Source organism: Myxococcus sp. SDU36, from assembly GCF_030168875.1.
GTDB classification, from domain to species: domain Bacteria; phylum Myxococcota; class Myxococcia; order Myxococcales; family Myxococcaceae; genus Myxococcus; species Myxococcus vastator.
Map to the genome: position 1 here is coordinate 7,145,546 of NZ_CP077414.1, position 26,865 is coordinate 7,172,410.

Consider the following 26,865-nt stretch of genomic DNA (forward strand, 5'->3'; position numbering starts at 1 on the left):
GCCAACAGGCCAAGGCTCCTGCCACGCACCAGATGGGAGCGCGGCCTGGACAGGCGTGTGCCCCAAGGGGGCTCAAGCGGCCTGTCCACCGGCCGGGAGCATCGCTCGGGCGGCCCCGTCAGCGGCCCTCCTCGGCCCCTCTGCACCCTCCCCCCTCAACAGGGCCCCATTCCTCGTATGCGCTCCTCGGGAATCAGGGGCGTTTTGCCCGGCGCCCACTGAATCTTCAGCCCGTCCAGCCCCCGCGCCCGGCAGCGCGCCAGGAAGCGCTGGACGTTGCGCACCGTCGTCCCCAGGTCCTCCGCTATCTGCTGCTGCGGCCTGCCTCGCGCAGCCATCAGCACTGCCTGGCACCTGTCGCGCAGCCGTCGGTCCTCCGTCGTGCGGAAGCACGCAGCCAGCTCGCTCCCTTGCTCTTCGGTCAGTTGCAATCTGCTCACGCTGATTCAACCCACGGCCCACGACGAATACATCCGGGCCGTGAATCGGAGGCACCCGTCCGCGACCCTCCTCGTCATCTCGGCACCTGCTCACCACCCTCAACAGCGCCCCTATTCTTCTTATGCTTACCGACATCCACCATCCGGCGGTTGTCTGCAGCCTAGAGGTGTGATTTGCATATGCCGATAATAGCAAGAGCGGTCGCCGCTAGTCCTGGTCGAACAGGTTTCCGAGGGGAACTCATCAATGATCTTTGAGGCTGATACGGACCAGATATCAATGCTGAACAGCCTTCAGTTGGTCCAACTCATGAAACGCCTAATACAGGCGGAGTGCCGGCTCGTGGACATCCCTCTACGCAATGCAATGGTGCCGCTTCAGATCACAGTTGCCGATGGCGGTGAGGACGGTCGGGTTAAGTGGGAGGGGGGAACCGACAGTACTGATTACTTCCCGGCACGCTTCTGCGTATTTCAGTCTAAAGCACAGAATCTGACGGAAGCACTGGTAAAGAAAGAGGTCTTTAAGGCTCCCAAGCAGGATCGCAAGTCCAAGACGGGTCACAAGTCTAAAAAAGATACCCTTGCACTCAGTACGGCTATCTCCGATGTCCTGTCTCAGAACGGCGCATACATTATCTTTTGCTCTCGGGGATTTACTGGGCAAAAGATCGAAAAGCTTCGAAATGCAATTAAGTCAGCCATACGTGCATGTCATATAGATTCCTGCTTTGCTGCCGCAATTGAAATATATGACGCAAATCGCATTGCCGACTGGGTTAACACTCATCCTTCCGTCGCATTGTGGCTTGCGGCACTTCATCGCCGCCGACCACTCGCTGGATTTTTGACGCATGAAGCGTGGGGGCGGGGATCTGAAATCGCGGATGTTCCTTGGGTTCCCAGCGACGTGCCTCGGTTCATTCCAGCCAACCGGTTCATTCCGGATGATGAGCACAAGCACGGTAGGAAGATCGCTTGGACCTTTGAGCAGGCTGCTCAGGCCGCGCTGAAGCATCTGGCCGAGGACAAGGCAGCGTTGCGAATCACAGGGCCGTCTGGGTTCGGCAAGTCCCGCTTTGCTTTCCAACTGTTCAAGCGGGACGAGACAGCATCAGAAGGGATCGAGGGCGTGTCGCTAATTTATGCGGACACGACAATTGCGGGCGACGAACCGATCAAGCAACTTGCCCTTGATGTTACCGATGCTGGATCTCCTACTATCCTTGTCGTGGATGAGTGCTCCGACGAGACACATCAGAAGTTGGCCGCGATTGCCCAGCGAAGCGGTTCGCGCTTGCGCCTCGTCACCATCGACGTTGAGACCAAGATAAACCAAGCAAAAGACACACTCGTAGTGCGCCTGGAGCCCGCAGGAGGTCAGATGATCCGCGAGATTGCGCACGCGGTAGCGCCCAGCCTAGGCGACGCTGTTACGCGTTCCATTGAAGAACTCGCAAAGGGGTTCCCGCGGATGGCCGTTCTCGCGGCTCAGCAGGACGGTGCTGGAAGACAGACGATACGTTCTGCTGAGCAAGTACTGGATCGAATAATCTGGGGTCGTCGGCAGCGCAACGATGAAGCGCAGAGGTCCCTCGAAGTCTTAAGTCTCTTTGAGTGGGTCGGCTTGAGGGGGCGCGTCGCCGAAGAGTGCTTACTTGTCGCACAGAAGCTCGCTGGAATTGCTGATGATGTATTTATTGAGCATATTAAGTCTTTCGAGTCTCGCGGCATCGTCACTCAGCGTGGTGATTTTGCGCAGGTAATGCTCATTCCGCTTGCAGTTCACCTGGGAACATATCGGTTGTCTTGCTTTCCTCATGGTCGACTTGAGGCTTTCTTCGTGGAGGCACCGCATCGGTTGAAAGTGAGCCTTCTACGACGCATGCGCTGGCTCGATACCTCGGATGACGCGAAAGCATTCGCGCGAAAACTCCTTGGTACTGATGAGCTAGGCAATCTTAGCGTGCTCAACACCGATTCGGGCGCAGAGTGTCTCGACCATCTCCTCCATGTCGATCCCGATCTCGCGATGACAACGATTCAACAGGTTTTTGGGGGGCTCAGCGATCAGGACCTGCGAGGTGTAGATGAGGGGCGCCGACATTTAGTCTGGGCGCTTGAGAAACTCGCTTTCCGGAAAAGCAGCTTTAATAGTGCGGCTACCCTCTTGCGCCGTCTTGCCGCTGCGGAAGTTGAGGGACACTTCTCCAATAATGCAACTGGGCAATTTAAGCAACTTTACCAACTATATCTCAGTGGTACTGAGGCCCCGCCTTTGGCGCGCCTTCTTGTGCTCGATGATGGGTTGCGTTCAGATAATCCGAAAGAGCGTGAAGTCTGTGTCGAGGCGTTAGGGACCATGCTAGCCATCCATCACTTTTCTCGCAGTGGTGGGGCCGAGGAAATAGGGAGCGGCGAACCCCGAAGTGACTGGGCACCCACAACCTATGGGGAGATATGGGAATTTCATCGAGCAGCAATAAAGCGTCTGACGGATATCGCTGCTAGCGACGAGTCATTGAGTGCTAGGGCGAAGAGAATTCTGGGTTCCCACATTCGCGGCCTTATCAGCCAGGGCTTGCTCGATGACCTCAAGGTTATGGTGTCCCGAGTTGGCGCATACAGTGGTTTCTGGCCCGAGGCAGTGAGAGGGGTGAACGAATGGATTTACTTCGACCGTAGAAAAGCTCCGGCGGATCTCGGAAAAGCTGTCCGGACCTACTTCGATGAGTTGATGCCATCAGACCCGGTGGAACTTGCCGTCCTTTACACGTACGGCTTGCGGACAGATTTTCACGATCCCAATGCGTCTTATGATGAGGAAGATCCGTCGCTTCTTGATTCTGAGTATGTTGTCCGCAAGGCAACCGAAGTTGCAGAGGTCATTTCAGGTGATCCTGTGATGCTTGGTCGTGCGCTTGACAGGTTTGTTAGTAGCGATGCCAAGACAGTTTTCTCCTTTGCGCAGCGGCTCGCGGAACTGGTCCCCAGTCCAGTGGAGTTGTTTGTCGTGGCACTCGCCAAGGCAGAAGCGAAGGAAGGTACACCCAATCGCAAGTTCTTTGGCGGGCTGATCTCTGGTACGGATGGTCGCGACCCAAAGATGGCGCGTGATTGTATTCGGGCAGCCCTTCGTTCTGAGAAATTTAAGAAGGATGCGATCTCGCTAATCGGTGCTAGCAAACTCCAACCAAGCGATATTCAGCTTGTCGTGTCACTTCTCCAAGCGCACGAAGTGCAGCCTTGGCAGTGCGCGTCTCTGTCCTACGGGCGTGGAATGGAACATCTCCCCGGAGAAGTGATCATCCCGCTGCTGGAAGAGCTAACAGTGCACGGACCTGAAGGACTCTGGACCTGTCTTGACATCATCTCCATGGTGCTCCATGGCGGCAAGGAACTAACGACCCCCCTTGTCATGACACTTAGGGCGGCACTTGTAGCGCCGGAGTTGTTTGAAGAGCCATTGCGTGACCATAGCGATGGATACCACTTGAAGGAGATGGTTAAGTTCCTAGCGAAGCATGGCCGTATTGACAGGAAGTTCGCACAGGCTCTCGTGCAACAGTTTCTTGGTATTTGCGATAGACGTAAAGATGATGTGTTTCACTCACTCGAGAATGACGTGCAATTTGCACTCAAGACAGTGATGGGTGTGCATCCAGAGGAGGTCTGGGCTGGTGTTGCCCGCCTTCTTCAGAACCAAAGCGCAATAGTGCGTCATCGCCTGGAGTGTCTGCTGAGGTCGGACGATGATAAGCATCTGGAAGCAGGCCTGCTTTATGATCTTCCCCGCGACTTGTACCTTGACTGGGCTCGTAGAAACCCATCTGCACGTGCTTCTGTTGTCATGAAGTGGTTGCCGATAGTTACGAAGGCCGAGGATGGTACCTTGTCTTGGCATTCGGCACTCGAAGACTTTATTGCTGAGTTTGGCAACCAGAAGTACGTGCTTGATGAACTGTCGTTCAGGCTTCGTCCTCGAGTGTATTGGGGTTGGGCGGTGCCTCAACTGGAGCCGTTGCTGCCGCTGCTCAGATCATGGTCCGCACATTCTCGTGCCGAAGTTCGGCAGTGGGCAAGCGGTCGGATCACTTGGATCCGGGAGCAGGTCCAGCAGAACGAACAGGAAAGAGATGCGGACGTCGTCAGGCTCTCTTAAGGGATGCGAGCTTGCACCTCGTAACCGTCCGGTGGACGGTGTCCTTCCGGCAGACGTGCGTGAAGGGCGTGGCCCCGCTGGTGGCCACCGTGTGGGAGTGCGAGAGGCTGCGCTGCAACCTGTGCGGGGAGGTGTACACCGCCCAGGCGCCCGAGGGGGTGGGCGAGGAGAAGTACGACGAGACGGCCGTGGCCATGACGGGGCTTCTCAAGTACGGCACGGGGCTGCCCTTCCACCGCATTGAGAAGCTCCAGGCGGGCCTGGGCATTCCTCTGCCGGCCACCACCCAATGGGAACTCGTCGAGGCCGCCGCCAGCAAGCTGCAGCCCGCCTTCGACGCGCTTCTCAACCAGGCGGCCCAGGCTCCGGTGCTCCACAATGACGACACCGTCATGAAGGTGCTGGCGCTGACGCGCGAGCAGGTGCAGGCGGCCGCCGCGGGTGCCCCGCTGAAGCGCACCGGCGTGCACACCTCGGGCCTGCTCGCCGTGGGCCAGCAGCACCCCATTGCCCTCTTCTTCACCGGTGTCCCTTCGGCAAGCGTGCGTGAGCGTGCCGGCGGGGGCCAGTAGAATGGGGGCAGGCGCGGAGCGCTGCTGCGCCTGCGTTGAGGGTCACCCGGACGCGCGGATTTCTGGGCATGGGCGGCCCGGCGTTCGCGACAGGGGCTGGGTGAGTCAGGTCCCGGACGGCGGCGCATCCGCCGCGGCCAGTGCCTGCTGGTAGTTCCAGGGCATCCACTCGTCCGGGGCTTGCGCCAGCGCCTCCGGGTGGCGAAGCAGCGCCACCAGGTAGTTGAAGGGGTTGCCCTCGCACAACTCCACGGTGTGGATGAGACTCATGAAGACGTCTCCCACGTGAGCGCCATTCAGCGTCTGGTAGAAGAGGGCATTCTTGCGGTGAAGAATGACTTTCTTCAGGGCCCGCTCGCATACGTTGTTGTCCAGTGGGGCACCCTCCTCGCGCAGGAAGAGGGTCAGCTCCTCCCAGTGCTTGCGCAGGTAGGCAATGGCCTGGCCCAACCCGGAGTTGGGCTCCACCTTGCGCTGGGTGACTTGCTCCTCCAGCCACGCCTTGAGTGCGTCCAGGACGGGGCGGCTTTCTCGCTGGTGCCTCGCCAGCCGCTGCGCGGGCGTCAGGCCCTCTTTCCGAGCGACGGCGTCCACCCGGTACACCTCCCGGAGGGCCTCCAGCACGCGCGTGCATTCCTCCGGGAAGTCGGCGGCCACGTCGACGAAGCCCCGCCGCGCATGCGTCAGGCAGTTGGCCCACAGCGTGGCGAACTCCCCGGGCACATTCGCCGTCTGCGCGTCGCTCATCTGAATGGGCGTTGAGAGTTCAGCGGCGCGCTGCTGAAGGACGTCCGCGAGATTTTCTCCGGCGTGCTGGCGTCCGGTGAAGAAGAGGGCAATGGGGTGCTCCTGGCCCACGGCGAGCAGGCCCGAGGTGTGCACGCCGGTGCGCTTCAGCGGGGCCCCGCGGCGGCCGCCTGCACCTGCTCCCGCGTCAGCGCCAGCACCTTCATGACGGTGTCGTCATTGTGGAGCACCGGAGCCTGGGCCGCCTGGTTGACAAGCGCGTCGAAGGCGGGCTGAAGCTTGCTGGCGGCGGCCTCGACGAGCTCCCATTGGGTGGCGGCCGGAAGGGGAATCCCAGGCCTGCTTGGAGTTTCTCAATGCGGTGGAAGGGCAGCCCGCAGCCGTACTTGAGAAGCCCCGTCATGGCCACGGCCGTCTCGTCGTACTTCTCCTCGCCCACGCCCTCGGGCGCCTGGGCGGTGTACACCTCTCCGCACAGGTTGCAGCGCAGCCTCTCGCACTCCCACACGGTGGCCACCAGCGGGGCCATGCCCTTCACCCGCACCCGCTTGGACGGCTCCTGCAGCGGGTACACCTTGCCCTTCAAGCAGCCCTGGCACACCTCCCCACCGTGCAGCGAGGCGTGCGCCACCTTCTCCGGCTGGCGCCCGTGTAGGCCGCCGCCGCGGTGCGTCCGTGCCCCGGGGCGGGGGCCTTCTTTTCCTCCTGGTGCTGGACGCGCCCAGCCGGCTGTCCCGCCTTGCGCAGCACCGCGTCCGTCTTCTCGGTGGGCGCGCCGAAGAGAAGCCTGCGCAGCCGCTCGAGACTCGTCCCCTTCGCCTGCAACTCCGCCGTGACGAAGGCCAGCGTGTCCATGGCGGCCTTCAGCTTCACGTAGTCGTCCTGGCTGAGTGCCCCGCGCGTCCGCTCGACAATGACTGCCAACTCCGCCGGATTCACCTCCAGCCGCTGGCGCTGCTTCTTGCCCATGCCCGCTACAACCGGTTTGTGGCGCGCAAGCCTGCCTGGGGCGTGGGAGTCCGGGCTCGCTCCCATGGAGGGCGACGCGGCCTACGTGCCCACCTGGCGCCACTCAGGGGCGGCCTGCGTGGCCGAAGCGTCGCCCGCGCACAGCAGCACCTGCAACTCGTGGGCGCGCAGCGGGCCGCCGCCTCACTCGCCGTGGGCCACCAGCGAAACCGCCCCTGGGAGAGGCGCTTGTGACACAGCCAGAAGCCCTGCCCGTCGTAGACGAGCAACTTCACCGCCGTCCGCTGCCGGTTACGGAAGACGAATACCGTTCCGCTGAAAGGGTTTTCCGCGAGGGCCGCACGGCACTGTTGCGCCAGCCCATCAACGCCCCGGCGGAAGTCCACCGGCTCAATGGCCACCAGCACTCTCATTTGAGGAGTGATTTGAATCATGGGCCCCGCAGCGCGGCCACCAGGGCCAGCACGTCGAAGCCCTGGCACGAGGCGGGCACGGTGAGCGTCAGTCGGCTGCCCTCCCGAGCCACGTACTCAATGACGAGGTTGGCGGCGGGGCCGGCCCCAGCAGTTGCGCGGCGCTCACCTCAAGGAAGCCGTCCGGCCCGCTCGCCGCGCCGGCCTGACGCTTCGGCGGGTGCGCCGCCGACGTCCGGGCCTTCAGCCCGGCGTGGCCCACCCCCAACGCGCGCGCGACATGGGACACCCCGTAGCGCTGCGCCGCCGAAACCGCCTCCCTCCACAGCGCCTCTGGCATCCGTCCCTGCTGGCTACGCGTCAGCCGCCACTGCTGCACCCGCCCGCGCAACGCCTCCAACTCTTCCGCTGCTATACTGCCTCTCGCCACCGTGTCTCTCCCGGTCCGCTCCAATGGGCCGTGGACGGTACCGGGGGGCACCAGGGCCCTTCACGCACGTCTGCCGGAAGGACACCTTCACCGGACGCCAGCACGCCGGAGAGAATCTCGCCGACGTCCTGCGGCAGCGCGCCGCCACACTCTCAGCGCCCATTCAGATGAGCGACGCGCAGACGGCGAATGTGCCCGGGGAGTTCGCCACGCTGTGGGCCAACTGCCTGACGCATGCGCGGCGGGGCTTCGTCGACGTGGCCGCCGACTTCCCGGAGGAATGCACGCGCGTGCTGGAGGCACTCCGGGAGGTGTACCGGGTGGACGCCGTCGCTCGGAAAGAGGGCCTGACGCCCGCGCAGCGGCTGGCGCGGCACCAGCGAGAAAGCCGTCCCGTCCTGGACGCACTCAAGGCGTGGCTGGAAGAGCAAGTCACCCAGCGCAAGGTGGAGCCCAACTCCGGGCTGGGCCAGGCCATCGCCTACCTGCGCAAGCACTGGGAGGAGCTGACCCTCTTCCTGCGCGAGGAGGGTGCCCCACTGGACAACAACGTATGCGAACGGGCCCTGAAGAAAGTCATTCTTCACCGCAAGAATGCCCTCTTCTACCAGACGCTGAATGGCGCTCACGTGGGAGACGTCTTCATGAGTCTCATCCACACCGTGGAGTTGTGCGAGGGCAACCCCTTCAACTACCTGGTGGCGCTGCTCCGCCACTCGGAGGCGCTGGCGCAAGCCCCGGGCGAGTGGATGCCCTGGAACTACCAGCAGGCCCTGGCCGCGGCGGATGCGCCGCCCTCCGGGAACTGACTCACCCGGCCCCTGTCGCGAACGCCGGGCCGCCCACGCCCAGAAATCCGCGCGTCCGGGTGACCCTCAACGCAGGCGCAGCAGCGCTCCGCGCCTGCCCCCATTCTACTGGCCCCCGCCGGCACGCTCACGCACGCTTGCCGAAGGGACACGGTGTACCGGGTGGATGCCGTTGCCCGGAAGGAGGGCTTCACGCCCGCGCAGCGACTGGCGCTGCACCAGCAAGAAAGCCTTCCCGTCCTGGACGGCCTCAAGGCGTGGCTGGAGGAGCAAGTCACCCAGCGCAAGGTGGAGCCCAACTCCGGGTTGGGCCAGGCGATTGCCTACCTGCGCAAGCACTGGGAAAAGCTGACCCTCTTCCTGCGCGAGGAGGGTGCCCCACTGGACAACAACGTATGCGAGCGGGCCCTGAAGAAAGTCATTCTTCACCGCAAGAATGCCCTCTTCTACCAGACGCTGAATGGCGCTCACGTGGGAGACGTCTTCATGAGTCTCATCCACACCGTGGAGTTGTGCGAGGGCAACCCCTTCAACTACCTGGTGGCGCTGCTTCGCCACTCGGAGGCGCTGGCGCAAGCCCCGGACGAGTGGATGCCCTGGAACTACCAGCAGGCACTGGCCGCGGCGGATGCGCCGCCGTCCGGGACCTGACTCACCCAGCCCCTGTCGCGAACGCCGGGCCGCCCATGCCCAAAAATCCGCGCGTCCGGGTGACCCTCAACGCAGGCGCAGCAGCGCTCCGCGCCTGCCCCCATTCTACTGGCCCCCGGCGGCACGCTCACGCACGCTCGCCGAAGGGACACCCTGGGCACGGGTGGCTACCTGATCGCCAATCTCGCGATGTGCGAGGGACGGCTCCAAGGCTTCTCCTCCTCCGCGGCACTCGTCACGGGTGGCACCATCGGTGCCGGGCTGGGCCTGCTGGGCGGGACCCTGCTGGTGGGGCACTGGATGGCGGCGATGGCGCCTGGTGGGGCGTGCTGGTGGGCATGGCCGTCGGCATGACCGTGGGCACGATGACCATGTAGCTTCTCGATCCCTCTCACGCCGGCACCGTGTTCGGTGCGACGCTCGTGGGCACGGTGCTGCTGGGCTACGAGCTGACCTCCCACCACAGCGCGAAGCAGTTTCGCTCCACGCGGCTCTCCGTTCCCTCAGGGCGCGGCGGCCAGCGCCTGGGCCTTGGCCCTTCGGCCCCGCCACCAGAGCGCGAGGGTGATGGGAGAGACGAGCACCAGCATCATCAGCGAGCCGACCACCGCGCCCGCGGTGAGCGCCGCGGCGAAGCGAAGCGCGGCGCTGAGGCCCGCTCGGTGGGGACCCGCTCCGATCCCGAGCTCCGCGCGCAGGTCCTCGACGTTGCGCTCGAGCAGCGCCTCTTAGTCGCGCCCGTAGGTGGACTGCTCGTCGAGCCCGCGGACGAACGCGCGCCAGGTGCGCACCGGGGCCGTCAGCAGCCCCCCGGTCATGCCCGAGAGGTTGAGCACCCAGGCCGCGTGGAAGTCGCCGCAGCCCGCGCCGATCTCCCACGCGGAGATCTCGAACTCGCCCGTGAGGTCGGTGCGATAGCCGGTGAGGACGTGGTGCAGATCGTGGAAGCGCACCGCGCGCTTGCGAGCCTCGGTGTTGGGGAGCGGGAAGGGGAGGGGACCGAGCTTGAAGTCGACAGCCGCGCTCGTCGAAGTAGCGTCGCAGCGCCGTGGCCATGGTCTCCATCGCGTGGACTCCCTCGCAGCGGGCGCAGCTGCCCCGCGGGTTCGCAAGGAGTCTGACGCGGAGACCTCCGTGCCGCACGTCGCGTTCGAGGAGAGGCATCAGGCCCGGCGATGCGCGCGGGGACCGGTGCTCATGCTCCGGCCCGCGGGTGTGCCTGGGTTTCAGGCGGGACGCCGTGTGTACGACCGCGTGAACGGCGGCACCGAGCGCGAGCTCCCAACCCGGAACAGCAAGGCCGGCCATGGGGACGTGCCCCACGACCGGCCTTGCTCCTCGGCGTGTCGACGCGGTCCTACTGCAGGGGCACGCGCTTGAGCCTGAAGGGCGAGGGGCTCTCGCTCATCGTGAAGTAGCTCGCGCCGTTGGCCTCGTACTCGATCGCCTCACCCTGGCCCTCGGTGGTGTCGGTCAGCGTGACGGGCGTCGCGAAGACGGCCGACTCGAAGCCAAGTCCCGGCGTCGCACGGAACTCGTAGACAGTGCGGTAGGTGCGAAGGAGGAAGCGATCCGCGCATGGGTGGATCGCCGCCGCGGTCGCGGCCGAGAAGTTGGCGTCTCCGTTCAGCGGCAGTTGGATCGTGTGGACGTGGATCAGCGTGGCCTGCACGCCCGGCGTCAGTGGCTGGGGGAACTTGTACACGCCGCTCTGCCCCGTGCCCCCGTTCTTGGTGACGACGTAGATGTCCCCGGTGGTGGGGTGCACCATCAGCGACTCCGCGTCCTTCGCGCCGTCCGGATAGACGAACGGGAAGGCCTCGGCGACGAGCCCCCCCGAGGTCTGGCCGTTGGCGAGATCCGGCTCGGGCACGCGGTAGATGGTGAACGACGTGGGGCTGCCACCCGCGGGGAAGTTGGCGCTCCACTTCCCGATGTCACCGATGAAGATGCACGAGCCGCTCGGGCAGGGCCCGGTTGCGAGGTCCTCCCAGTCGGCCGGCGTCACGTTGGTCACGTTGAACGTGCCAATCGTGCTCGCGTTGAGCGTGTCGATGGCGACGATCGCGGTGGTGTCCTCGTTGTGCACGTAGAGCGCGTTGCCGACCACGCGGCTCGCGGCCAGGCCCGAGGGCTCCACGATTTCCGGCGCGGTCACGGTGCCCTGGAGCGTGAAGGTGCTCGCGTACGTGTCGCCGACCATGCAGGTGGGGGCGTTGGCGGCGCGCAGGACAATCACGTGCGCGGTGTTGGTCTGCACGAACGCGGAGCTGCCGGAGAGGCCCGCCTGGAGGCCCGGCGCGGTGAGCGACCGGTAGGCCGAATTGAAGAGCAGTCCGTTGGTGTGACCCAGGCACGCGTCGAAGGCCTCGGTGAAGCCGAGCGGCGGCTCGATGCCGGTGGCGGGGCAGGTGGCGTCCGGCCAGACCTGTGAGCCGTACCAGACGGCGAGGCCACCCGCGCTGCCGGTCACCACGTCGGGCACGGTGAACGACGCGGAGTCGCCGTTCTTCTGGCCTGCGTGCACGTCGATTGGCTGGATTGGATCGACGCCGCTGAAGGCCTCCACGCTCCCCGCCATGTGGGTGGTCGCGTCCAGTTCGAACGCGTAGCTCGCAGGCTCGGAGGCGCCCGCGACGCGGTAGAAGATCCAGGTGCGGAGGGCCCAGGCGCTCTGCTCCGAGCGCAGGAACGTCCAGCCGGCGGGCGGCGTGACGGTCGCGGAGATGTTGTTGCGCACGCTCACCCGCGCGATGAGCGCGTCGTTGGCCTCGGTCCCCGACGGCTTGGGAATCGACAGCGAAGCGATCGACAGGCCGCTGTGGTGCGAGCTCCCACGCAACGCGACCCCCGAGGACGGCGCGACCTCGGCGCGGCGAAGGGCGACGACCTGCGCGACGTTGGTCTCGGCGAACGTCGAGCTCCCGTTGAACGGTCCCTGGAGGCCGGCACCGGCGAGGGGCATGAAGGCGGCGTTGAAGACGAGGCCCTGGGACGAGGACACCAGGCAGGTATCGTAGGTCTCGGCGAAGCCCACAGGGGGCTCGATCGCCGGGGTCGGACACGCGGCGCCGGTCCACGCCTGCGCGCCGAACCAGACGGCGGCCCCGCCCGCGGTCGAGGTGCTCAGCTGCGGCGTAGTGAAGGCCGTCGAGCCGCTGTTGCTCTTGCCGGCGTGCGTGTCAATCGGGTTGGCCGGATCGACGCCGGCATACGCCACGAGGTTGCCGACGAGGTAGCTCGCGATGGAGCTCTGGAAAGTGTGGCTCGCGGGCTCGCTGGCGGTGGCGACGCGGACGAAGACCCAGCCGCGGATGCTCCAGGTGCTCATGTCGGTGCGCACCAGCGTCCAACCTGCAGGCGGGGTGAGCTCGGCGCCGATCTGGTTCCGGTTCGCAAGGTGCGCCAGCAGCACGTCACCGGCGGCGACGCCCGTAGGGGTCGAGAGGGTCAGGCTGGTGACCGTCTTGCCGCTCGCGTGCGTGGTGCCGACGAGGGAGATCTCCTCGGTGGCCGGCGGCTGGAGGGGACGCAGCACCACCGCGTGCGTGATGTTGGTGTTGGGGAGCGTGGAGCTGCCGGTGAAGGCGGGCTGGGCACCTGCGGCCCCGAGCTCCGAGGTGGCGGCGCTGTGCAGCACGCCGCGCGACGACGAGACGAGGCAGGTGTCGAGCTGCTCGGTGAAGCCCGTCGGAGGGGTGTGGACCGCGGGGCACGCGGCGCCTCCCCAGACCTGGGCCGAGAACCACACTGCGAGGCCGTTCGCGGACGACGTGGTGGCGACGGGCAGCGCGAGGCTCGCGCTGTTGCCATTCTTCTGGCCCACGTGCACGTCGATCGGCTGGAGCGGATCCGCGCCCGACACCGCGACCAGGGTGGCCGCCATGGAGCTGGCGAGGTCGAGGGTGAAGGTGTGACTGCTCGGCTCGGCCGCGCTGGCCACGCGGAGGAAGAGCCAGGACTTGATGGCCGAGGCGCTCTGCTCGGAGCGCAGCAGCGTCCAGCCAGCGGGTGGGGTGGCGACGGCGGCGACGGCCTCGCGATTGCTCAGCTGCATCACCAGCACATCTCCGGCGGCCGTACCGACGGGGGTGGGGATGGAGAGGGCGGTGATGGCCAGGCCGCTCGCGCTGGTGGTTCCTCGCACGGAGAGCGTGGAGAGGCCCTGGGCCGTCGTCGCCTCCTGTACGTCGTCGGGCTGCGCGAGCTCAGGCGTTCCACAGGCGGCCATCACTAGGGCGGCCGCGATCCACAGACTTCGGAATGGGGTCATGGGGTTTCGATCGGGTGCCGACTCACCGGACTGGAGGTCCGGGAATCGGCCATGTGAAGGACCCCGAAGCGAGAAGCGCAATCGACTGTCATGACACGGGAAAGCTGCCGTGAAACGGCTGGGATCGTCGGGTGGGATTGAAAGAAGGTGGCAGTCCTGTCCAAACGGTCACGGGAGCAGCGTTCGAGGAGGTCCAGGCGCTCGTAGGTCCGCCTAGGCCCCGAGTGTCTTGCGCATGTTGCGGTGGGGGACGCCCACCTCGGTGTAGGGGGCGCCGAAGACGGCGTAGCCCAGCCGCTCATAGAACGGGACCGCCGGTTCGCGCGCGTGCAGGTGGACGTGGGTGAAGCCACGCCGCGCCAGCTCCACTTCCAACGTCCGCACCAGCCGGGCGCCCAGCCCCTGTCCCTGGAGGTGGGAGGCCACGGCCATCTGGAACAGCCGTCCGCCGTGGGCATCCTCGGGGTTGAAGAGGACGCAGCCGAGCACCGCCTCCTCCTGGTGCGCCACCAGGTGCAGGCTGTCCGCCTCGAAGGGGAAGGCCACGTCGTCACGCGTGTAGCCGAGCGGCTCGCGCAGCACGCGGAAGCGCAGCTCCAGCTCTCCCGCGTAGAGCGGGTGTCCGGGGTGGATGAAGGTGAAGGCGGCGCCGGCCGTCACGTCAGAAGGTCCCCGTGAGCTGGAGCGTGAAGGTGCGGCCGTACTGCGGCACGGGGGCGATGGAGTTCTCGTCCGACACTGGCAGCGCGTAGCGGGCATCCAGGAGGTTGTGCACGCCTGCGAAGTAGCGCAGGGGGCCGTAGTCACCCGACAGGCCGAAGCCCACCAGCAGCGCCTCGCCGCTGTCCGCGCCGCCGGGGCCGGTGGGCCGGGCGCTCTGGTAGATGGCCTGGGTGGCCACGCGCATGTCGCCGGCGCCAATGGGCAGCATCATCCGGCCCGCCACCAGGTGCGCGGGCGCCGCGGAGGCCACCTCTTCCGAGGCGTTGCGCAGGGTTACGTAGGAGTAGCTCACGTCCACCAGCAGCCAGCGCCCCGGCTGCCAGTGCACGCCGGCCTCCGCGCCCCATGCCAACGTGGTGCCGTCGGCGTTCATGAAGCGCAGACAGGCGGCGGTGCCGCAGTCGCCTGAAGGCGCGTCCTCGGCGCTGAGCTGCACCAGGCTGGAGATGCGGTTGTGGTAGCCGGCGACGGTGAGGCGCAGCTCGTCCGTCAGGTCGTGCGAGTGCTCCAGCTCGAAGGTGGTGATGGTCTCCGGCCGCAGGCCCAGCGCCGCGCCCTGGGAGATGCCATCCGCGTAGTAGAGCTCGTAGACGTTGGGTGCGCGGAAGGCGTTACCGGCCACCAGCTTGGTGAGGCCCTGCTCGTAGGGCCGGGCGATGACGGCCAGGCGCGGGGTGATGGGCGTGCTGTCCAGGTCCACGTACTTGTCCAGACGCAGGCCGGCCGACACGCTCAGCCGCGGGTGGAGCTTCCACTCGTCGAGCAGGTACGCGGACAGCAGCGTGCGCGCCTGCGTCTCCAAGGGCAGGTCACCGGCGTCCTGCCGGACGCGAAGCTGCGCCTGGCCCTCCACGCCGAGCGTGAAGACGTTGCCTTCGAACAGGCCGATGCGCGCGCGGGCCTCGCCGGTGAGCCAGTCCGCCGCGCCGCCCTCGGTCCGGGCGCCGCCGTCCTCCTCCGGGTAGACGTAGGTGCCCTCGTAGCGGCTCAGGTCGAACGCGCCGCGCACGGACAGGCTGAAGCGCTCGGTGAACTGGCGCTCGTAGCGGGCCTCCGCGAAGGCGCGCAGGTCCTCCACGATGTTGCCCTCCGTGCCGGGCACGGTGCCGTAGGGCGCGGTGGGCAGCTCCTTGGTGCGCACGTTGAACTGGGCCTGGAAGGACAGGTCGCCCACGCGGGCCCGGAGCGAGCCCCCTGCGGCGCGCTCCGCGTCCAGTCCGGTGATGATGGGGCCGGGGGTGCCCAGTCGGGTGGTGTCCGCGCCCGTGGCCGTCAAGGCGGCGGCGCTCACCAGCACCGACCGGTTGCCGTCCTCCCACGACGCGGTGGCGTGTCCCCGGGTGGTGCCGAGCGCGCCCACCGCGCCCGTGACTTCCAGGTGCTTGTCCGCGCCCAGGGACTCACGGGGGACCACGTTGATGACGGCGAAGAAGGCGCCCGTGCCGTACAGGGCGCTGCCAGGGCCGCGCACCACCTCGATGCGCTCCACTTCCTGGATGTCCACGCTGAGGTCGCGGGCGGCGAAGCCCTGGCCGGCCCAGACGTCGTTCATGGCGTGGCCGTCCCAGAGGATGAGGATGCGCGTGTTGAGGTCGCCCGGCGGGGAGAAGCCGCGCACGCCCATGTACGTATAGGTCCGGTCGTCGGTGAGATAGAAGCCGCGCACACCGGCCACGGCCTCGGCGACGGTGCGCCAGCCGAAGGCGCGCAGCTCCTCCTGCGAGAGCACGGTGGTGGAGGCGGGCGCTTCGTCGACGGCGACCAGGCTCTTGGAGGCGGCGCGCACCGGAGGCGGCGCGTAGCGCAGCTCGGCGTGGACCTTCACTTCTTCCTCGGCCACCACCTTCACCGTCTGGCGCAGCGGGCGCACCTCGCGGCTCTCCACCTCCAGCGTGTGCTCGCCTTCGGGGAGGGTGACGACGGTGGGGGTGAAGCCCGCGGGCTTGCCATCCACGCGCACCGTGGCGCCGTCGCGATTGGCGGTGACGACGAGCCGCCCGGTGGGCCGGTCCTGGGGCCGCAGCGCCACGGCGACAGGCACGTTGCCGTCGGCGGGGACGTCCACCACGTACTGGCTGGGCGCGTAGCCGGGGGCGCGCACGTGCAGCACGCGCTGACCGGGAGGCAGCCGCACGCGTCCGGGCACGCGGGCCAGGACGTTGCCGCTGGGGGCGTCGCGAATCTCGGCGCCCGCCGGCGTGCCCGTCACCTCCACGCCGCCGGTGATGAGGGACAGGTCGAAGGCCTGGTCCGTCTCACGGCCGCGCACCAGGGTGAGCGTGGCCTCCGTGGGGCGGTAGCCGTCCTTCTTCACCATGATTTTGTGACGGCCGGGCGTCAGCGCGAGCGTCTGCGGAGAGCGGCCCCGGCTGCCCAGGTCCATGCGGTCCACGTAGACGTCGGCGCCCTTGGGGTTGGTGGTGACGCGCACCAGCGCGACCTTGGGACGGAGCCGGTCCACGGAGCGGGAGACCTCGGCGGCGTCGTCCCTGGGCAGGTCCTCGGCGAGCAGGTCGTTGTAGTAGCGGTACGCCTCGTTGAACTTGCCCAGCGCCTCGAAGCAGCGGGCGATGTTGAAGAGGACGTTCCGGTTGGGCACCAGCCGGTAGCTGGTGAAGTAGGAGCGCAGCGCCTCGGCGTACTGCCCCTTGGAATAGGCATCGTTGCCGAGCTCGAACGCGATGTCCGCTTCATCCGCGTTGTTGTCCGCGAGCACGGGCGCGGACAGGAGGAACAGCGAGAGGACGAACGCGAAAGAACGGGAGGCACGCATGGGGCGCCGCGCATTCTTCCCTCTCCGGGGTGAGAGGTCCATGGGGGCTTGAAGGTTGGGTTCTGAGTGTCAGACCTGCTGGGTAATGTCGGGCCTGGACATGTAATGAGGAGTGGGGTTCCACTCCGGGGAGGCGGGGGCCATGATTCAGGAGCAGCCGGCCATCACGGTGAGAGAGGAGTGGGACACGGGAATGGGCCACGAGACGAAGCGCCCGGCGACGTATGAGGACCTGGTGGCGCTGCCGGAGTACCAGGTGGGGCAGATTATCGATGGGGAACTCATCGCTCAGCCGCGTCCGGCCAGTCGGCATGCGCGGGCGAGCTCCCGGCTGGGGGGAGAGCTGTACAGCCCCTTCGAACGGGGCCGCGGCGGACCTGGAGGTTGGTATTTCCTGGATGAGCCAGAGCTGCACTTCAGCGCGGACGTGCTGGTGCCGGACCTGGCGGGTTGGCGCCGCGACCGCATGCCGGAGGTCCCGGATACGTCCTTCTTCACGCTGGCACCGGACTGGGTCTGCGAGGTGCTCTCCCCTTCCACGGCGGCCCTGGACCGCTCGCGCAAGAAGCGCATCTACGCGCGGGAGGGCGTCGGGCACGTGTGGCTCGTGGACCCACAGGCGCGGACGCTGGAGGTGTTCCGTCTGAGCGGTGGCCAGTGGCTCGAACAGGGCACCTGGTCGGGTGACGAGCGCGTCCGCGCCGAGCCCTTCGAGGCGCTGGAGCTGGAACTCGGCGTGTTGTGGTTGCCGGAGCCGAAGGCGAAGTGACGTCTTCGCCTCAGTGAACCACGCCGCGCGCGGACATGGCCGCCTCAGGTGAGGCGGAAGGCTCGCGCATCAGCTTGTCGCCCGCGGCCTGGAGGACCTGGGTGGTGGCACCCTCGGGGTCGCGGAAGAAGGAGGGCGTCCACATCCGCACGAGCCGCCAGCCCTGGCCCTCCAGCACGCCCGTGCGGAACAGGTCCCACTCCACGCGGTCCGCGGCCTTGGGGTAGCGCGTGCCGTCACACAGCACGCCGACGGTGACGTCGCCCGGCCGGGTGGGGTGCCGGAGCGCGACGTCCACGCAGAAGCCGTCATTGCCCCAGTGGACGTCCGACGACACGCGGTGCTGCGTGGCCAGGTGTCCTGCCAGGGCCCGCGCGAAGGCCGAGCCCGCGTCCGTGGGCCGCACGAACACCTCCGCTGGCTGGGTGGGCCGCGGCGTCTGGGCCCTCGTATCCTCGGGCTCGCCCCGGGCCGCCTGGGCGTAGGCCGACTCCAGGGCCTCCGCGAAGCGCAGGTAGGCGAAGAGGAGCCAGCCGCCGTTGGGCTGCCGGCCCGCTTCCATGGGGGGCGCGGACAGGTAGGACTCGCGCGGAATCGAGGTGACGAGGTGAATCTGCTCCCGCGCCCGCGTCACCAGCACGTTGAGGCGCCGGCCGCCGCCCGCGCTGCCCAGCGGACCGAAGCGCCGGTAGAAGCGGCCGTGCCGGTCCGGGCCGTAGGTGGTGCTGATGATGAGGTGGTCCCGCTCGTCGCCCTGGACGTTCTCCAGGTTCTTCACGAAGAGCCCCTCGAACGAGCCCGAGCCCCGGCGCACGCGGGCTTCGGCCAGCCGCGACGCGAAGGCCGCGTCGCTGGCGGCCATCTCATCGAGGACGTCGTTGAGGGTGTCGCGCTGGGTGAGGTTGAAGCACGCGATGCCAATGGACGGCGGCTCGGGCCGTGAGAGCAGCTCCTTCACCAGCGTGCCCACGGCGCGGGCCTCCACCAGGTTGGCGCGCTTCTCATAGGTGCCGCGCACGGGGAGCAGCCGCAGCGGCGCGTGGGGCACCTGGTGGGATGGGTGCGCGGGGATGGCCTGGAGCCGCTTGTCGTAGAAGTGGTCGTTGCTGAAGGCGATGAGGTCCGCGTTCTGCGAGCGGTAGTGCACGTCCAGGTAGCACTGGTCGATGTCGAGGTTGAGCGCCGCCGACAGCAGGTCCTCCACCTCGGCTTGCTGCTCCTCGAAGAGGCCCTGCTCGCTCTCGGCCTCCTGCTCCGCGCTCTGCACCACGGCGGATTCGAAGAAGCGCGTGGGTGGCAACTGCTTCGGGTCTCCGGCGATGACCACGCGGTGCGCGCGGGTGAGGACGGGCAGGGCCTCCTCCAACCGGCACTGCGAGGCCTCGTCGAAGATGACGACGTCGAAGATGGGGCGACGGGGGAAGATTTGCGCCACGGTCTGCGGGCTGGCCATCCACACGGGGCGGAGGTCGAAGAGCGGGTCGCCCCCTTCGATGCCCTGACCGGTGGCGATGACCTGCCGCACGCGCATGGCGCGCTCGCCCCGCAGCATCAGCCGTCGGCGCAGCTCCGCGCCCTGGCCGTTGAGCCGTCCGCCCGTGCCCGCCAGCAGCCGCTCGCGCTGGCGCTGCGTCCAGCGGTGGACCAGGGCGTCGCGCACGAGGACTCGCTTCTTCTCCTCCAGCGCGCGGTAGTGCGAATGGGTGGTGCGCACGCGCTCGGCGTCGATGTGCTGGAGCGCCGGGGCCTCCCTCAGTCTCGCGGACGCTTCCGCCGCCAGCGTCGCCTTCAGCACCGCGCGCCAGCCCGCCTCGGCCTCCGCGCCTTGACGTGCAAGCCGCTCCACGGCGGACTCCAGCGCCGCAGGCATACCCGCCAGCACCGCGCGCATGCGCAGCAGCCCTTCCACCGTGGGGAGCCGTGACGCCAGGGCCGCGGTGACGGAGGCCAGGCGCTCGCCCGAGCGCAGCCCACGCGAGCGTGCGTCCAACCACTGCGCGCAGAAGAGCCCCGCCTCGGCGAGCCGGGCCTCCAGCCGCGCGACGGCGTCGCCTCGGGCAGCGGACAGCCGCAGGCCCGCCAGCAGCGCCGCGCGCGCCCCCGCGTCCGCCGTCAAGGCCGCCCGCACCGCCTCCCGGCACGACGCGAGCAAGGGCGTGCGCTCCAACTCCTGCAGCAACTCGAAGAGGGCCGCGTGGGTGCGAAGCGTCTGGGACAGGGCCTCGTCGGTGAGCGTCGAGCTGTCTCCCGGGACGAGCGTCGTGCGGTGATACTCGGTGAGCAGCGCGCGGGCCTTCACGCCCGTGAAGAACCGCGTGACGCGCTCGGCGGCGAGGATGCTCAACGTCAGGCCGAACTGCTGGAGCACCCGGCGGGCCCCGGCCTTCCGCGCGAAGTAGAAGAACGCGTACCACTTGCGCGCGATGTCCAGGTACGAGCCCAGCGCGGCCATCGCGGGGGCCAGCACACTCAAGGCCTGGGGCTGCTCGCGGTGGACCAGCGCCAGCTCCGCGTCCAGCGGCCCCTCCGCGAGCACCTGCCGGTGCGCCGCCAGCCCGTCGAGCTGGGTCCGCGCGGCCTGGACCCCGTCCGGAGCCGCAGAGCCCCAACGCGCGAGGACGTCCGGACGGGCCGACTCCAACAGCGGCGCCAGCTTCTCCGCGAAGGCGGCGCGCGCCGCGCCCTCCGCCCGAGGGTCCGCGCCGAAGACAGGGACGTCTGGCGACACGAGGGCATCCGCTTCCTGGGCCGCGCTGTCGACGGCGCTCAGCCGCTCGCGATAGGTGGCCAGGGGCGTCGCGAGGTAGCTGGCCAGGTCCCCGCCCAGGGCCTCACGCCAGGGGTTGTCCGGGTAGCCCTCCTTGCCACCGCGCTCCAGCACCTCGCGCACCTCGCGCTCGCACGTCGTCACGTCGCTCAGCCGCGCATCGGAGAGACTCGACACGGCGGGCGTGAGCGAGCCGGGGGCCTCCACGGAGAACCACTGGCCCACCAGCTCGTGGAAGGACGGCGCGGTGCCTCCGTCGGGGCGCTCGGAGAGGGCGCGGTCGGCGGACGTCAGCTCGTCGTGGAGGGACTGGAGCTCCGTGTCGATGCGCGCCAGCTCCCTGGCCCCGGCCGCGTCGGTGCGAGTCTCCGGCAGCGCGTCGAGCTGCTCGCGGATGCCCATGTAGAGGTCGCGCTGGTCGCGCTGGGCGTCATGGACGACGGCGCACAGGTGCCCCAGGCCGAGGTGGTCCAGGCGGTGCTTCACCACGTCCAGCGCGGTGCGCTTGTCGCAGACGAGCAACACGCGCTCCCCGCGCGCCAGGTGGTCGCCAATGGCATTGGCGATGGTCTGCGACTTGCCCGTGCCCGGAGGCCCATGGATGACGAGCCCCCGGCTGCTGCGAGCCAGCCGCACCGCGCGTGCCTGGCACGGATCCGCGCGCGTGACGAGCCGCTCCTCGTCCGCGCGCTTGAGTCCCTCCAGGTTGGGCTCGCCGCCGCCGTGGCCCGGGGGCGGGCCGAGAGACACGTCCACGCGGAGGAAGCTCTCCAGCGGGCCGGAGATGGGCTCGCCGTCCAGGAGCGCGCGCATGTCGTCCACGAGGCTCTGGTTGGACAGGGGATACAGACCCAGCACGGCGCTGGGGAGGATGGCGGCCTGGGGCTGGGCATCGTCGCCACGCGGAACGGCGGCCAGGAGGGTCTCCGGCGTGAACGGCGAGGGGGCGGGCAGCTCCAGGGCCTTGCACACGGCGGCCACCAGCTCGTTCAGTTCGCGCCACGGGTCCGCGCCTGTTTCATCCGCGAAGAGGTCGCCCAGCCGCTGGCCGGTCTGCTGCTCCAGCCAGGCGAGCAGCGCGGTGTTGGGGGCCACGCGGTCCACGCCGACCTCGGCGCTTTCCAGCTCCACCGACGGCATGCGGCCCTTCTTGAGGGTGAGCCGCACGGGGATGAAGGCGATGGGGGCCAGGATGCGCCGGGTGCCGAAGCCGCGCTTGTCCTTGGCGCCCGGTGGCAGGTGGAGCAGGGGGAAGCCCACGTGGAGGACGTGGGCGCCGGTGTCCTGCTCGAAGGTGCGGGCGTCCTCGACGATGGCGGCCAGCTTGCGCAGCAGGGCCTGCTGTTCCTCCTCCGCGCGGGAGGCCGCGTGGGCCTCGTCCAGCGGAAGCGCGGCGTCGGAGGGCACGTCGCGAGGAGGCGCCTGGGGGGCGGCCAGCGGAAGCGCGGCGTCGGAGGGCACGTCGCGGGAACGGACGCCATCGTCGTCCAGCATGTGCGCGGCCGTGGGTGCCGCGCCCAGCATGTCGTCGGCATCCGTCTCCGTGGCCTCGTCGTCCCGGGAGCGAGCGGTGCGGGCCTGGGCGGAGCCCTTGCGCGGGCGAGCCTCGGGCGGCGGCGGCTTCACGCCGAGCCGGGCCTGGGCCTTTTCTCCGAGCAGGGCGGCCAGCACGGTGTGCGGCGCGGTGCCATCCAGCCGGTTCAGCGTGGCGAGGTCCACGCGCTGGCGGCTGTTGTGCGGCCGGCTGTTGAGGCTGGGGCCGGATGCGAGCGCGGCGTAGAGCCGCTCGAGCATCTTTTCCAGGACGCGGTTGCGGGGCTCGGGCGACAAGGCGGCACCTCTCGACGGGAGGGGAGGCCGCTGTCTCTATCACGCGCGGGCGCCCTGGGCCCGGGCCTTCAGTCCGCCAGCGCGGCGGCGAGCGCCTGGGCCGCGGCCTCCAGCTCCCGCGCGGGGAGGTGGTCGGAAGCGGGAGCGTCGAAGACGGCGCGGCCCCAGAGCCGCTGCGGCGTCTGGGGATAGCGGGGGACGAGGTGCAGGTGGAAGTGGCGCAGCACATCGCCAATGGCGAAGGCGTAGGCGTGTTCGGCGCCCAGCACCTCGCGCTGGGCGCGCATGACCCGGGCGGCGAAGGGGCCGAGCTCGCTCGCCGCGTCCGGCTCCAGGTCATACCAGGCGCGCACATGCCGGGCGCTGGAGAGGACGACCCAGCCGGGCACGGGGCTGGGGCCCGCCACGCCATGCAGCACCAGTCCCGGCGCGCGCGCGATGACGCCCCCCACGGGCCGCGTCGCGCCGCGGACGATGGCGCAGCCGAGACAGGGGTCATTCACATCCAAGACATCCGGCATGGGCTCACGCTAGCAGCCTGGGGAAAGCCCGGGTGGGTCACGCCGTCGGGTCAACAGCGACTCATGTCCATGGGGCATACGGGGTTCTCCGAGTGATCCGTGACACACCCGGCCACGGGTGTCTCGGCGGATGAGAACCGGTCCTGAATCAAGGGGGGCTCCTTGACGGAACGGGCAAGTGTCGGAGAGTGTCCGGCTGGTGCCTCGTGGAATGTTGGGGCAGTGATACTTGGGGACTTTTCTTTCAAGGTGGGGATGATGAAGAAGCATCTGGTAATGGCCGTGGTTCCGTTCCTGGCGTTCGGTTGTGGCGACGACCTGGTTGACGCGGACGGAGACGGAATCGCGGACGGCGTGCGCGTCCCGGACAGTGTGACGGTGGTAACGCCGGCCAATCCCAAGGGCACGGTGTCGGGCCAGGTGCTGAGCACGAACCTGCAGCCCCTGGGCGATGTCACGGTGGAGATGACCATCGGCAGCTCTGCGGAGCCGGTGGCGGCCCTCTCGGACACGAAGGGCAACTTCACCTACACGAATGTGCCGGGCGGCGCGCAGGTGCTGCTGACGTTCTCGAAGGCGGGCTACGCCACGCTGCGCGCGCAGGCGACGGTGCCGACGACGGCGGGCAACGTCCCCATCAACAACGGCAACGCGAGCTTCGGCCCCATCACCCTGACGCGGCTGGACGGCACGCTGAACTTCCTGGTGGTGACGCCGACGGGCCGTCCCGCGGCGGGGACCCGGGCGACGCTGGAGGCCACGCCGGCGGGGTCCATCAACAACGGTGACAATTCCTCGTCGATGGTGAGCTCCGTCGTGGTGGAGGCCACCGCGAACGAGCAGGGCCTGCTGTCCTTCACGGGCATTCCCAGCGCGTCGGAGCTGGCGCGCCTGCGTAACGGCGCCGGGCAGTACAAGCTGTGGGTGTCGCCCATGGACAGCAACGGCGATGGCATCCCGGAGACGGGCGGCTACGTCAGCACGTATTCTGGGGCCGAGGTGGTGGCCAACGGCACCACCCGGCTCATCAGCCTGCCGTACTCGCGGCCGCAGAACGTGCCGCTGAGCATCGAGAGCAGCAACGTGGCCAGCCTGAGGGGCGCCGCCGCTGACCTGCACCCGCTGCGCAACCTGGTCCGCCCCGGCGAGCCCATCCACGTGTTCTTCAACCAGCCGATCCAGCAGGGCTCGCTGTCCGTTCGGATGACAAGCGAGAATGCAGCGGAACTTCTGCCCGTGACGACCAGCGTTGCGAATGGTGGCTACAGCGCGACCATCAACCCGGGTGGCGCCATCGCGGACGGCCGCGAGTACAACATCGACGTGCGCGCCGTGTCCGCGGAGGGCGGCAGCATGTACGCGCGGACTGGGTTCTTCTTCACCGGTGACGCGTCGGCCGTGCGGCAGATGTCCATCACGGAGGCGCGTTATCAGGAGATGGACACGGGTAGCGAGGTGACTGCGACCCAGCTGAACAGCGGCGAGATTGTCTACCTGACCTTCAATCATCCGATTTCACGTGCCTTCACGACTGGTGGGCATGTGTACGTGCGCTTCCACCGAAACATTGCAGGCCCCGTCGCTCCTGTTGGCTCCGGGATTGGGGACTCAGTAGGTGAGCATAGCAATGCGACGGGCTTCGAGCTTCAGCCGTCCGAGCCGACGCGCCCTTTGCCGACGCGTATCCCGAACGAGAATCCGGCGTTCACGATTGTCAACTCGGGCTATACGTCACGTTGGGCGTTCACCTACATCGGTAACCCAATTCAGAGCCACGAGTTCAGCACGGTTCAGATGGAGGTGTACTTCTCTGAGCTTCCCTCCCGCGCCATCATGGGAAGCTACGAGAACTACATGGGGCAGCCGCTCGTCTCGAACCTGACTGTGACAGGGGTTGTCCAGCAACCGGCGGCCGTTCCTGTCCCGTGACGCGCAGCCGTAACTGAAACCGCGGGGTGTCGTTTCCAGAGCCCTCCATGGATAGCCATGGAGGGCTCTTCGTTTATCATGTCGGTGAATAGTGTCCGGACTACCGGATGGGGGTCCATCCAATCGAATGGTTCTCCACTGAGACCTGTCGAACAGGAGCGGCTAAATAGCCGTAATCCCTGAGTCGCCAGTTCGTGGAGATATCCAAGATTCGGTATGTGCCATGCAGTGGGTGAGTACATCATGCTTGAAATTCGCTTCCTGGCAGCAATATTCAGTCTGGCGGTTTGCGCCTGCATCAATGTCCCAGAAGTTGAGCAGGCTTTGCCTGATGCTGGTGGGACAGACTCCGGTTCAATTGACTCAGGGACTCACACGGTTGTTTCACTCCAGACTTCACGACTGGTGACCAATCGTGACGTGCAGGTCGATGTCAGCATTGCGGGAGGTGTCCCCGAAAAAGTTGAACTGTTTGTCAATGGGTTTGTAGTGGCGATTCTTGCGCCGCCGTATGGGTTGCGTTTGAGTGCCAGTGCGATGGATGAAGGTGTGCATTCACTTGTAGCCGTTGCGACGGTTGGTGGGCACATGTTTGGCAGTGTTCCGAGGGAATTGATTGTCGACCGGACGTCGCCGCGAATCGTCTCGCATGTGCCGATGAATGGAGCGAGAAACGTCTCGGTTCACCAAGCGATTCGGGCCGAATTTTCTGAGCCGATAGACTCCTCGACGGTGAATCAGGAGAGCGTGAGGCTGGTGGCGGGCGGAAATGTGCTTGCTGCACAGGTGGTGCTTGGCTCGGAGGGATCCTCAGTGGTGTTGCGCCCGGAGTCACCTCTTCCCGTGGACGTGGACGTCTCTGTGGTTATTGAGTCGACGGTCGCTGACCTCGCTGGAAACGCGCTCCAATCGCAGCAGGACTGGGAATGGGTGGCTCCCGGGTATCTCCCATTGGGCGAGCCGCTAGCGGCTAGTTCTGACGGGGTTCCCAGTGCCGACTATCCCTGTATTCAAGTGGGCGGGGATGGAATGCCCATCGTTGCTTGGTCTGAAAGTAGCCAGCCGGAAACGATAGGTGCTCATGTCAGACGATGGAACGGGAACTCATGGGAGCGCCTCGGAGACGTCTTGTACGTAGGTCCGAAGGGTCGGTTTGCTTCAAAGTGCTCTTTGGTGGTGATGCACGACGGGGTTCCAGTCGTGGCGTGGAATCAGTACTCGCCGACCACCGGTGAAGCGGAAGTCTATGTGGCCCGATGGTCAGAGGGAACGTGGCGAAACTTGGGGAGTCCCGTTAAAACCGTGTTCTCCAATGGAGGGGTCGATGCAATCACTCTTCGCGTAGGTGCGACGGGGCAGTTGGCGCTGATGCTCTGGGAGAAAAGTGCTTCTGGTAGCCAGATTTCTGTGTGGCGTTGGGCAGGAGAGAGTTGGGAGGTGCTTGGGGGCTCCTTGAAGGTGAATCACTCATGGCTGCTTGCCAGTGCTCAATTCGTGATGGGCTCATCGGGAGAGCCCTTTGTTGTCTGGCACGAAATGAACAATGCGGACACCAACACACGGCTCGCCTACGCGCGGTTTTGGGACGGAAGTTCCTGGCAGGACGGGAATATGTCATTCAATGACCATCCGGGTTTGCTGGGCCTGGATGACACGGGAACCCTCGTCTTGGCAAGGAGGGCGCGGGACATGTCGACGGGAGGAGAGGTCTCGGCTCATGTTCATGTCTGGAAATGGAGCGATGGGGTGTGGGCCGACATGGGCTCGCCCTTCGGTGGGATCTACCCCGGCAGGACGGATGCAACTGCGCGTGATTTCGCCCTGAGCGGTGCCGGCTTGTTCACCCTTGTTTCCGAGCCGCGTGTGGAAGATGGACTGGAGAGTCTCTACGTCTATCGATGGACGACAGGACACTGGGTGCCCGTAGGCGGGACGTTGGTCGCGTCCCCTGACTCTCCGCCACTGAACGCACGGTTCCAATTCGCGGTTGATGCGGCTGGAACCCCCTTCCTGGTTCGCGCCGAACGCATCGGGCAGAGCTACGACGCACGGCTCCACGTCTACCGCCCCAACAACTGAGCACCCGT

Annotated in this window: 18 protein-coding genes; 7 read left to right on the top strand and 11 right to left on the bottom strand. The window is 67.0% G+C overall.

Annotated features, from left to right (window positions below; translation table 11 throughout):
* Window positions 1–155: 155 nt before the first annotated feature.
* Window positions 156–440: a helix-turn-helix domain-containing protein gene (locus tag KGD87_RS29220; RefSeq protein WP_284664236.1), complete on the bottom strand. Its 285-nt coding sequence runs from the start codon at window positions 438–440 to the stop codon at window positions 156–158.
* Between the two features lie 343 nt (window positions 441–783).
* Between KGD87_RS29220 and KGD87_RS29225 the strand changes: the two genes are divergently transcribed.
* On the top strand, window positions 784–4,602 hold the full coding sequence (locus KGD87_RS29225) for a hypothetical protein (RefSeq protein WP_284664237.1): 3,819 nt from the start codon (window positions 784–786) through the stop codon (window positions 4,600–4,602).
* Window positions 4,603–4,613: 11 nt separating this feature from the next.
* Entirely contained in the window at window positions 4,614–5,174 is a 561-nt protein-coding gene (locus KGD87_RS29230) for an IS66 family transposase (RefSeq protein WP_284664238.1), read from the top strand.
* A gap of 105 nt (window positions 5,175–5,279) precedes the next feature.
* Here the strand turns inward: KGD87_RS29230 and KGD87_RS29235 are convergent, their stop codons facing one another.
* From KGD87_RS29235 to tnpB, 4 genes are all read right to left on the bottom strand, one after another.
* Window positions 5,280–6,056, bottom strand: a complete 777-nt coding sequence (locus KGD87_RS29235) for an IS66 family transposase (RefSeq protein ID WP_284664239.1) — start codon at window positions 6,054–6,056, stop codon at window positions 5,280–5,282.
* Window positions 6,057–6,067: 11 nt separating this feature from the next.
* Window positions 6,068–6,253, bottom strand: coding sequence for an IS66 family transposase (locus KGD87_RS36970; RefSeq protein ID WP_350102611.1), 186 nt, complete (start codon window positions 6,251–6,253; stop codon window positions 6,068–6,070).
* A gap of 250 nt (window positions 6,254–6,503) precedes the next feature.
* Window positions 6,504–6,890 carry a hypothetical protein gene (locus KGD87_RS29245; protein ID WP_284661463.1) on the bottom strand — a complete coding sequence of 129 codons (387 nt, stop codon included), beginning with the start codon at window positions 6,888–6,890 and terminating at the stop codon, window positions 6,504–6,506.
* A gap of 5 nt (window positions 6,891–6,895) precedes the next feature.
* Window positions 6,896–7,324 carry an IS66 family insertion sequence element accessory protein TnpB gene (gene tnpB / locus KGD87_RS36975; protein ID WP_350100248.1) on the bottom strand — a complete coding sequence of 143 codons (429 nt, stop codon included), beginning with the start codon at window positions 7,322–7,324 and terminating at the stop codon, window positions 6,896–6,898.
* 432 nt (window positions 7,325–7,756) lie between these two features.
* Here tnpB and KGD87_RS29250 point away from each other — a divergent pair, with 432 nt between their 5' ends.
* On the top strand, window positions 7,757–8,542 hold the full coding sequence (locus KGD87_RS29250; RefSeq protein WP_284664241.1) for an IS66 family transposase: 786 nt from the start codon (window positions 7,757–7,759) through the stop codon (window positions 8,540–8,542).
* Between the two features lie 153 nt (window positions 8,543–8,695).
* Entirely contained in the window at window positions 8,696–9,193 is a 498-nt protein-coding gene (locus KGD87_RS29255; RefSeq protein ID WP_284664242.1) for an IS66 family transposase, read from the top strand.
* A gap of 728 nt (window positions 9,194–9,921) precedes the next feature.
* On the opposite strand, the gene KGD87_RS29260 is transcribed toward KGD87_RS29255, so the two are convergent.
* The 4 genes from KGD87_RS29260 to KGD87_RS29275 form a co-directional block, all read right to left on the bottom strand.
* A complete protein-coding gene (locus KGD87_RS29260; RefSeq protein ID WP_284664243.1) occupies window positions 9,922–10,146 on the bottom strand; it encodes a hypothetical protein in 225 nt (74 codons plus the stop codon).
* Window positions 10,147–10,550: 404 nt separating this feature from the next.
* Window positions 10,551–13,466 (bottom strand): cell wall anchor protein, encoded by a 2,916-nt coding sequence (locus KGD87_RS29265; RefSeq protein WP_284664244.1) that lies wholly within the window; start codon window positions 13,464–13,466, stop codon window positions 10,551–10,553.
* Between the two features lie 213 nt (window positions 13,467–13,679).
* A complete protein-coding gene (locus KGD87_RS29270) occupies window positions 13,680–14,126 on the bottom strand; it encodes a GNAT family N-acetyltransferase (protein ID WP_284664245.1) in 447 nt (148 codons plus the stop codon).
* Window position 14,127: 1 nt separating this feature from the next.
* Window positions 14,128–16,962, bottom strand: a complete 2,835-nt coding sequence (locus KGD87_RS29275; protein WP_284664246.1) for a TonB-dependent receptor domain-containing protein — start codon at window positions 16,960–16,962, stop codon at window positions 14,128–14,130.
* A 142-nt stretch (window positions 16,963–17,104) separates the two neighbouring features.
* Here KGD87_RS29275 and KGD87_RS29280 point away from each other — a divergent pair, with 142 nt between their 5' ends.
* Window positions 17,105–17,731 carry a Uma2 family endonuclease gene (locus KGD87_RS29280; RefSeq protein WP_284664247.1) on the top strand — a complete coding sequence of 209 codons (627 nt, stop codon included), beginning with the start codon at window positions 17,105–17,107 and terminating at the stop codon, window positions 17,729–17,731.
* A gap of 10 nt (window positions 17,732–17,741) precedes the next feature.
* On the opposite strand, the gene KGD87_RS29285 is transcribed toward KGD87_RS29280, so the two are convergent.
* The gene (locus KGD87_RS29285; protein WP_284664248.1) at window positions 17,742–22,328 is read right to left on the bottom strand and encodes an AAA domain-containing protein; all 4,587 of its coding nucleotides are present in this window, start codon (window positions 22,326–22,328) and stop codon (window positions 17,742–17,744) included.
* 68 nt (window positions 22,329–22,396) lie between these two features.
* Window positions 22,397–22,849 (bottom strand): HIT family protein, encoded by a 453-nt coding sequence (locus KGD87_RS29290; protein ID WP_284664249.1) that lies wholly within the window; start codon window positions 22,847–22,849, stop codon window positions 22,397–22,399.
* A 255-nt stretch (window positions 22,850–23,104) separates the two neighbouring features.
* On the opposite strand from KGD87_RS29290, the gene KGD87_RS29295 reads away from it, so the two are divergent.
* The gene (locus tag KGD87_RS29295; protein ID WP_284664250.1) at window positions 23,105–24,778 is read left to right on the top strand and encodes a carboxypeptidase-like regulatory domain-containing protein; all 1,674 of its coding nucleotides are present in this window, start codon (window positions 23,105–23,107) and stop codon (window positions 24,776–24,778) included.
* A 243-nt stretch (window positions 24,779–25,021) separates the two neighbouring features.
* Window positions 25,022–26,857, top strand: coding sequence for an Ig-like domain-containing domain (locus KGD87_RS29300; protein ID WP_284664251.1), 1,836 nt, complete (start codon window positions 25,022–25,024; stop codon window positions 26,855–26,857).
* Window positions 26,858–26,865: the final 8 nt, after the last annotated feature.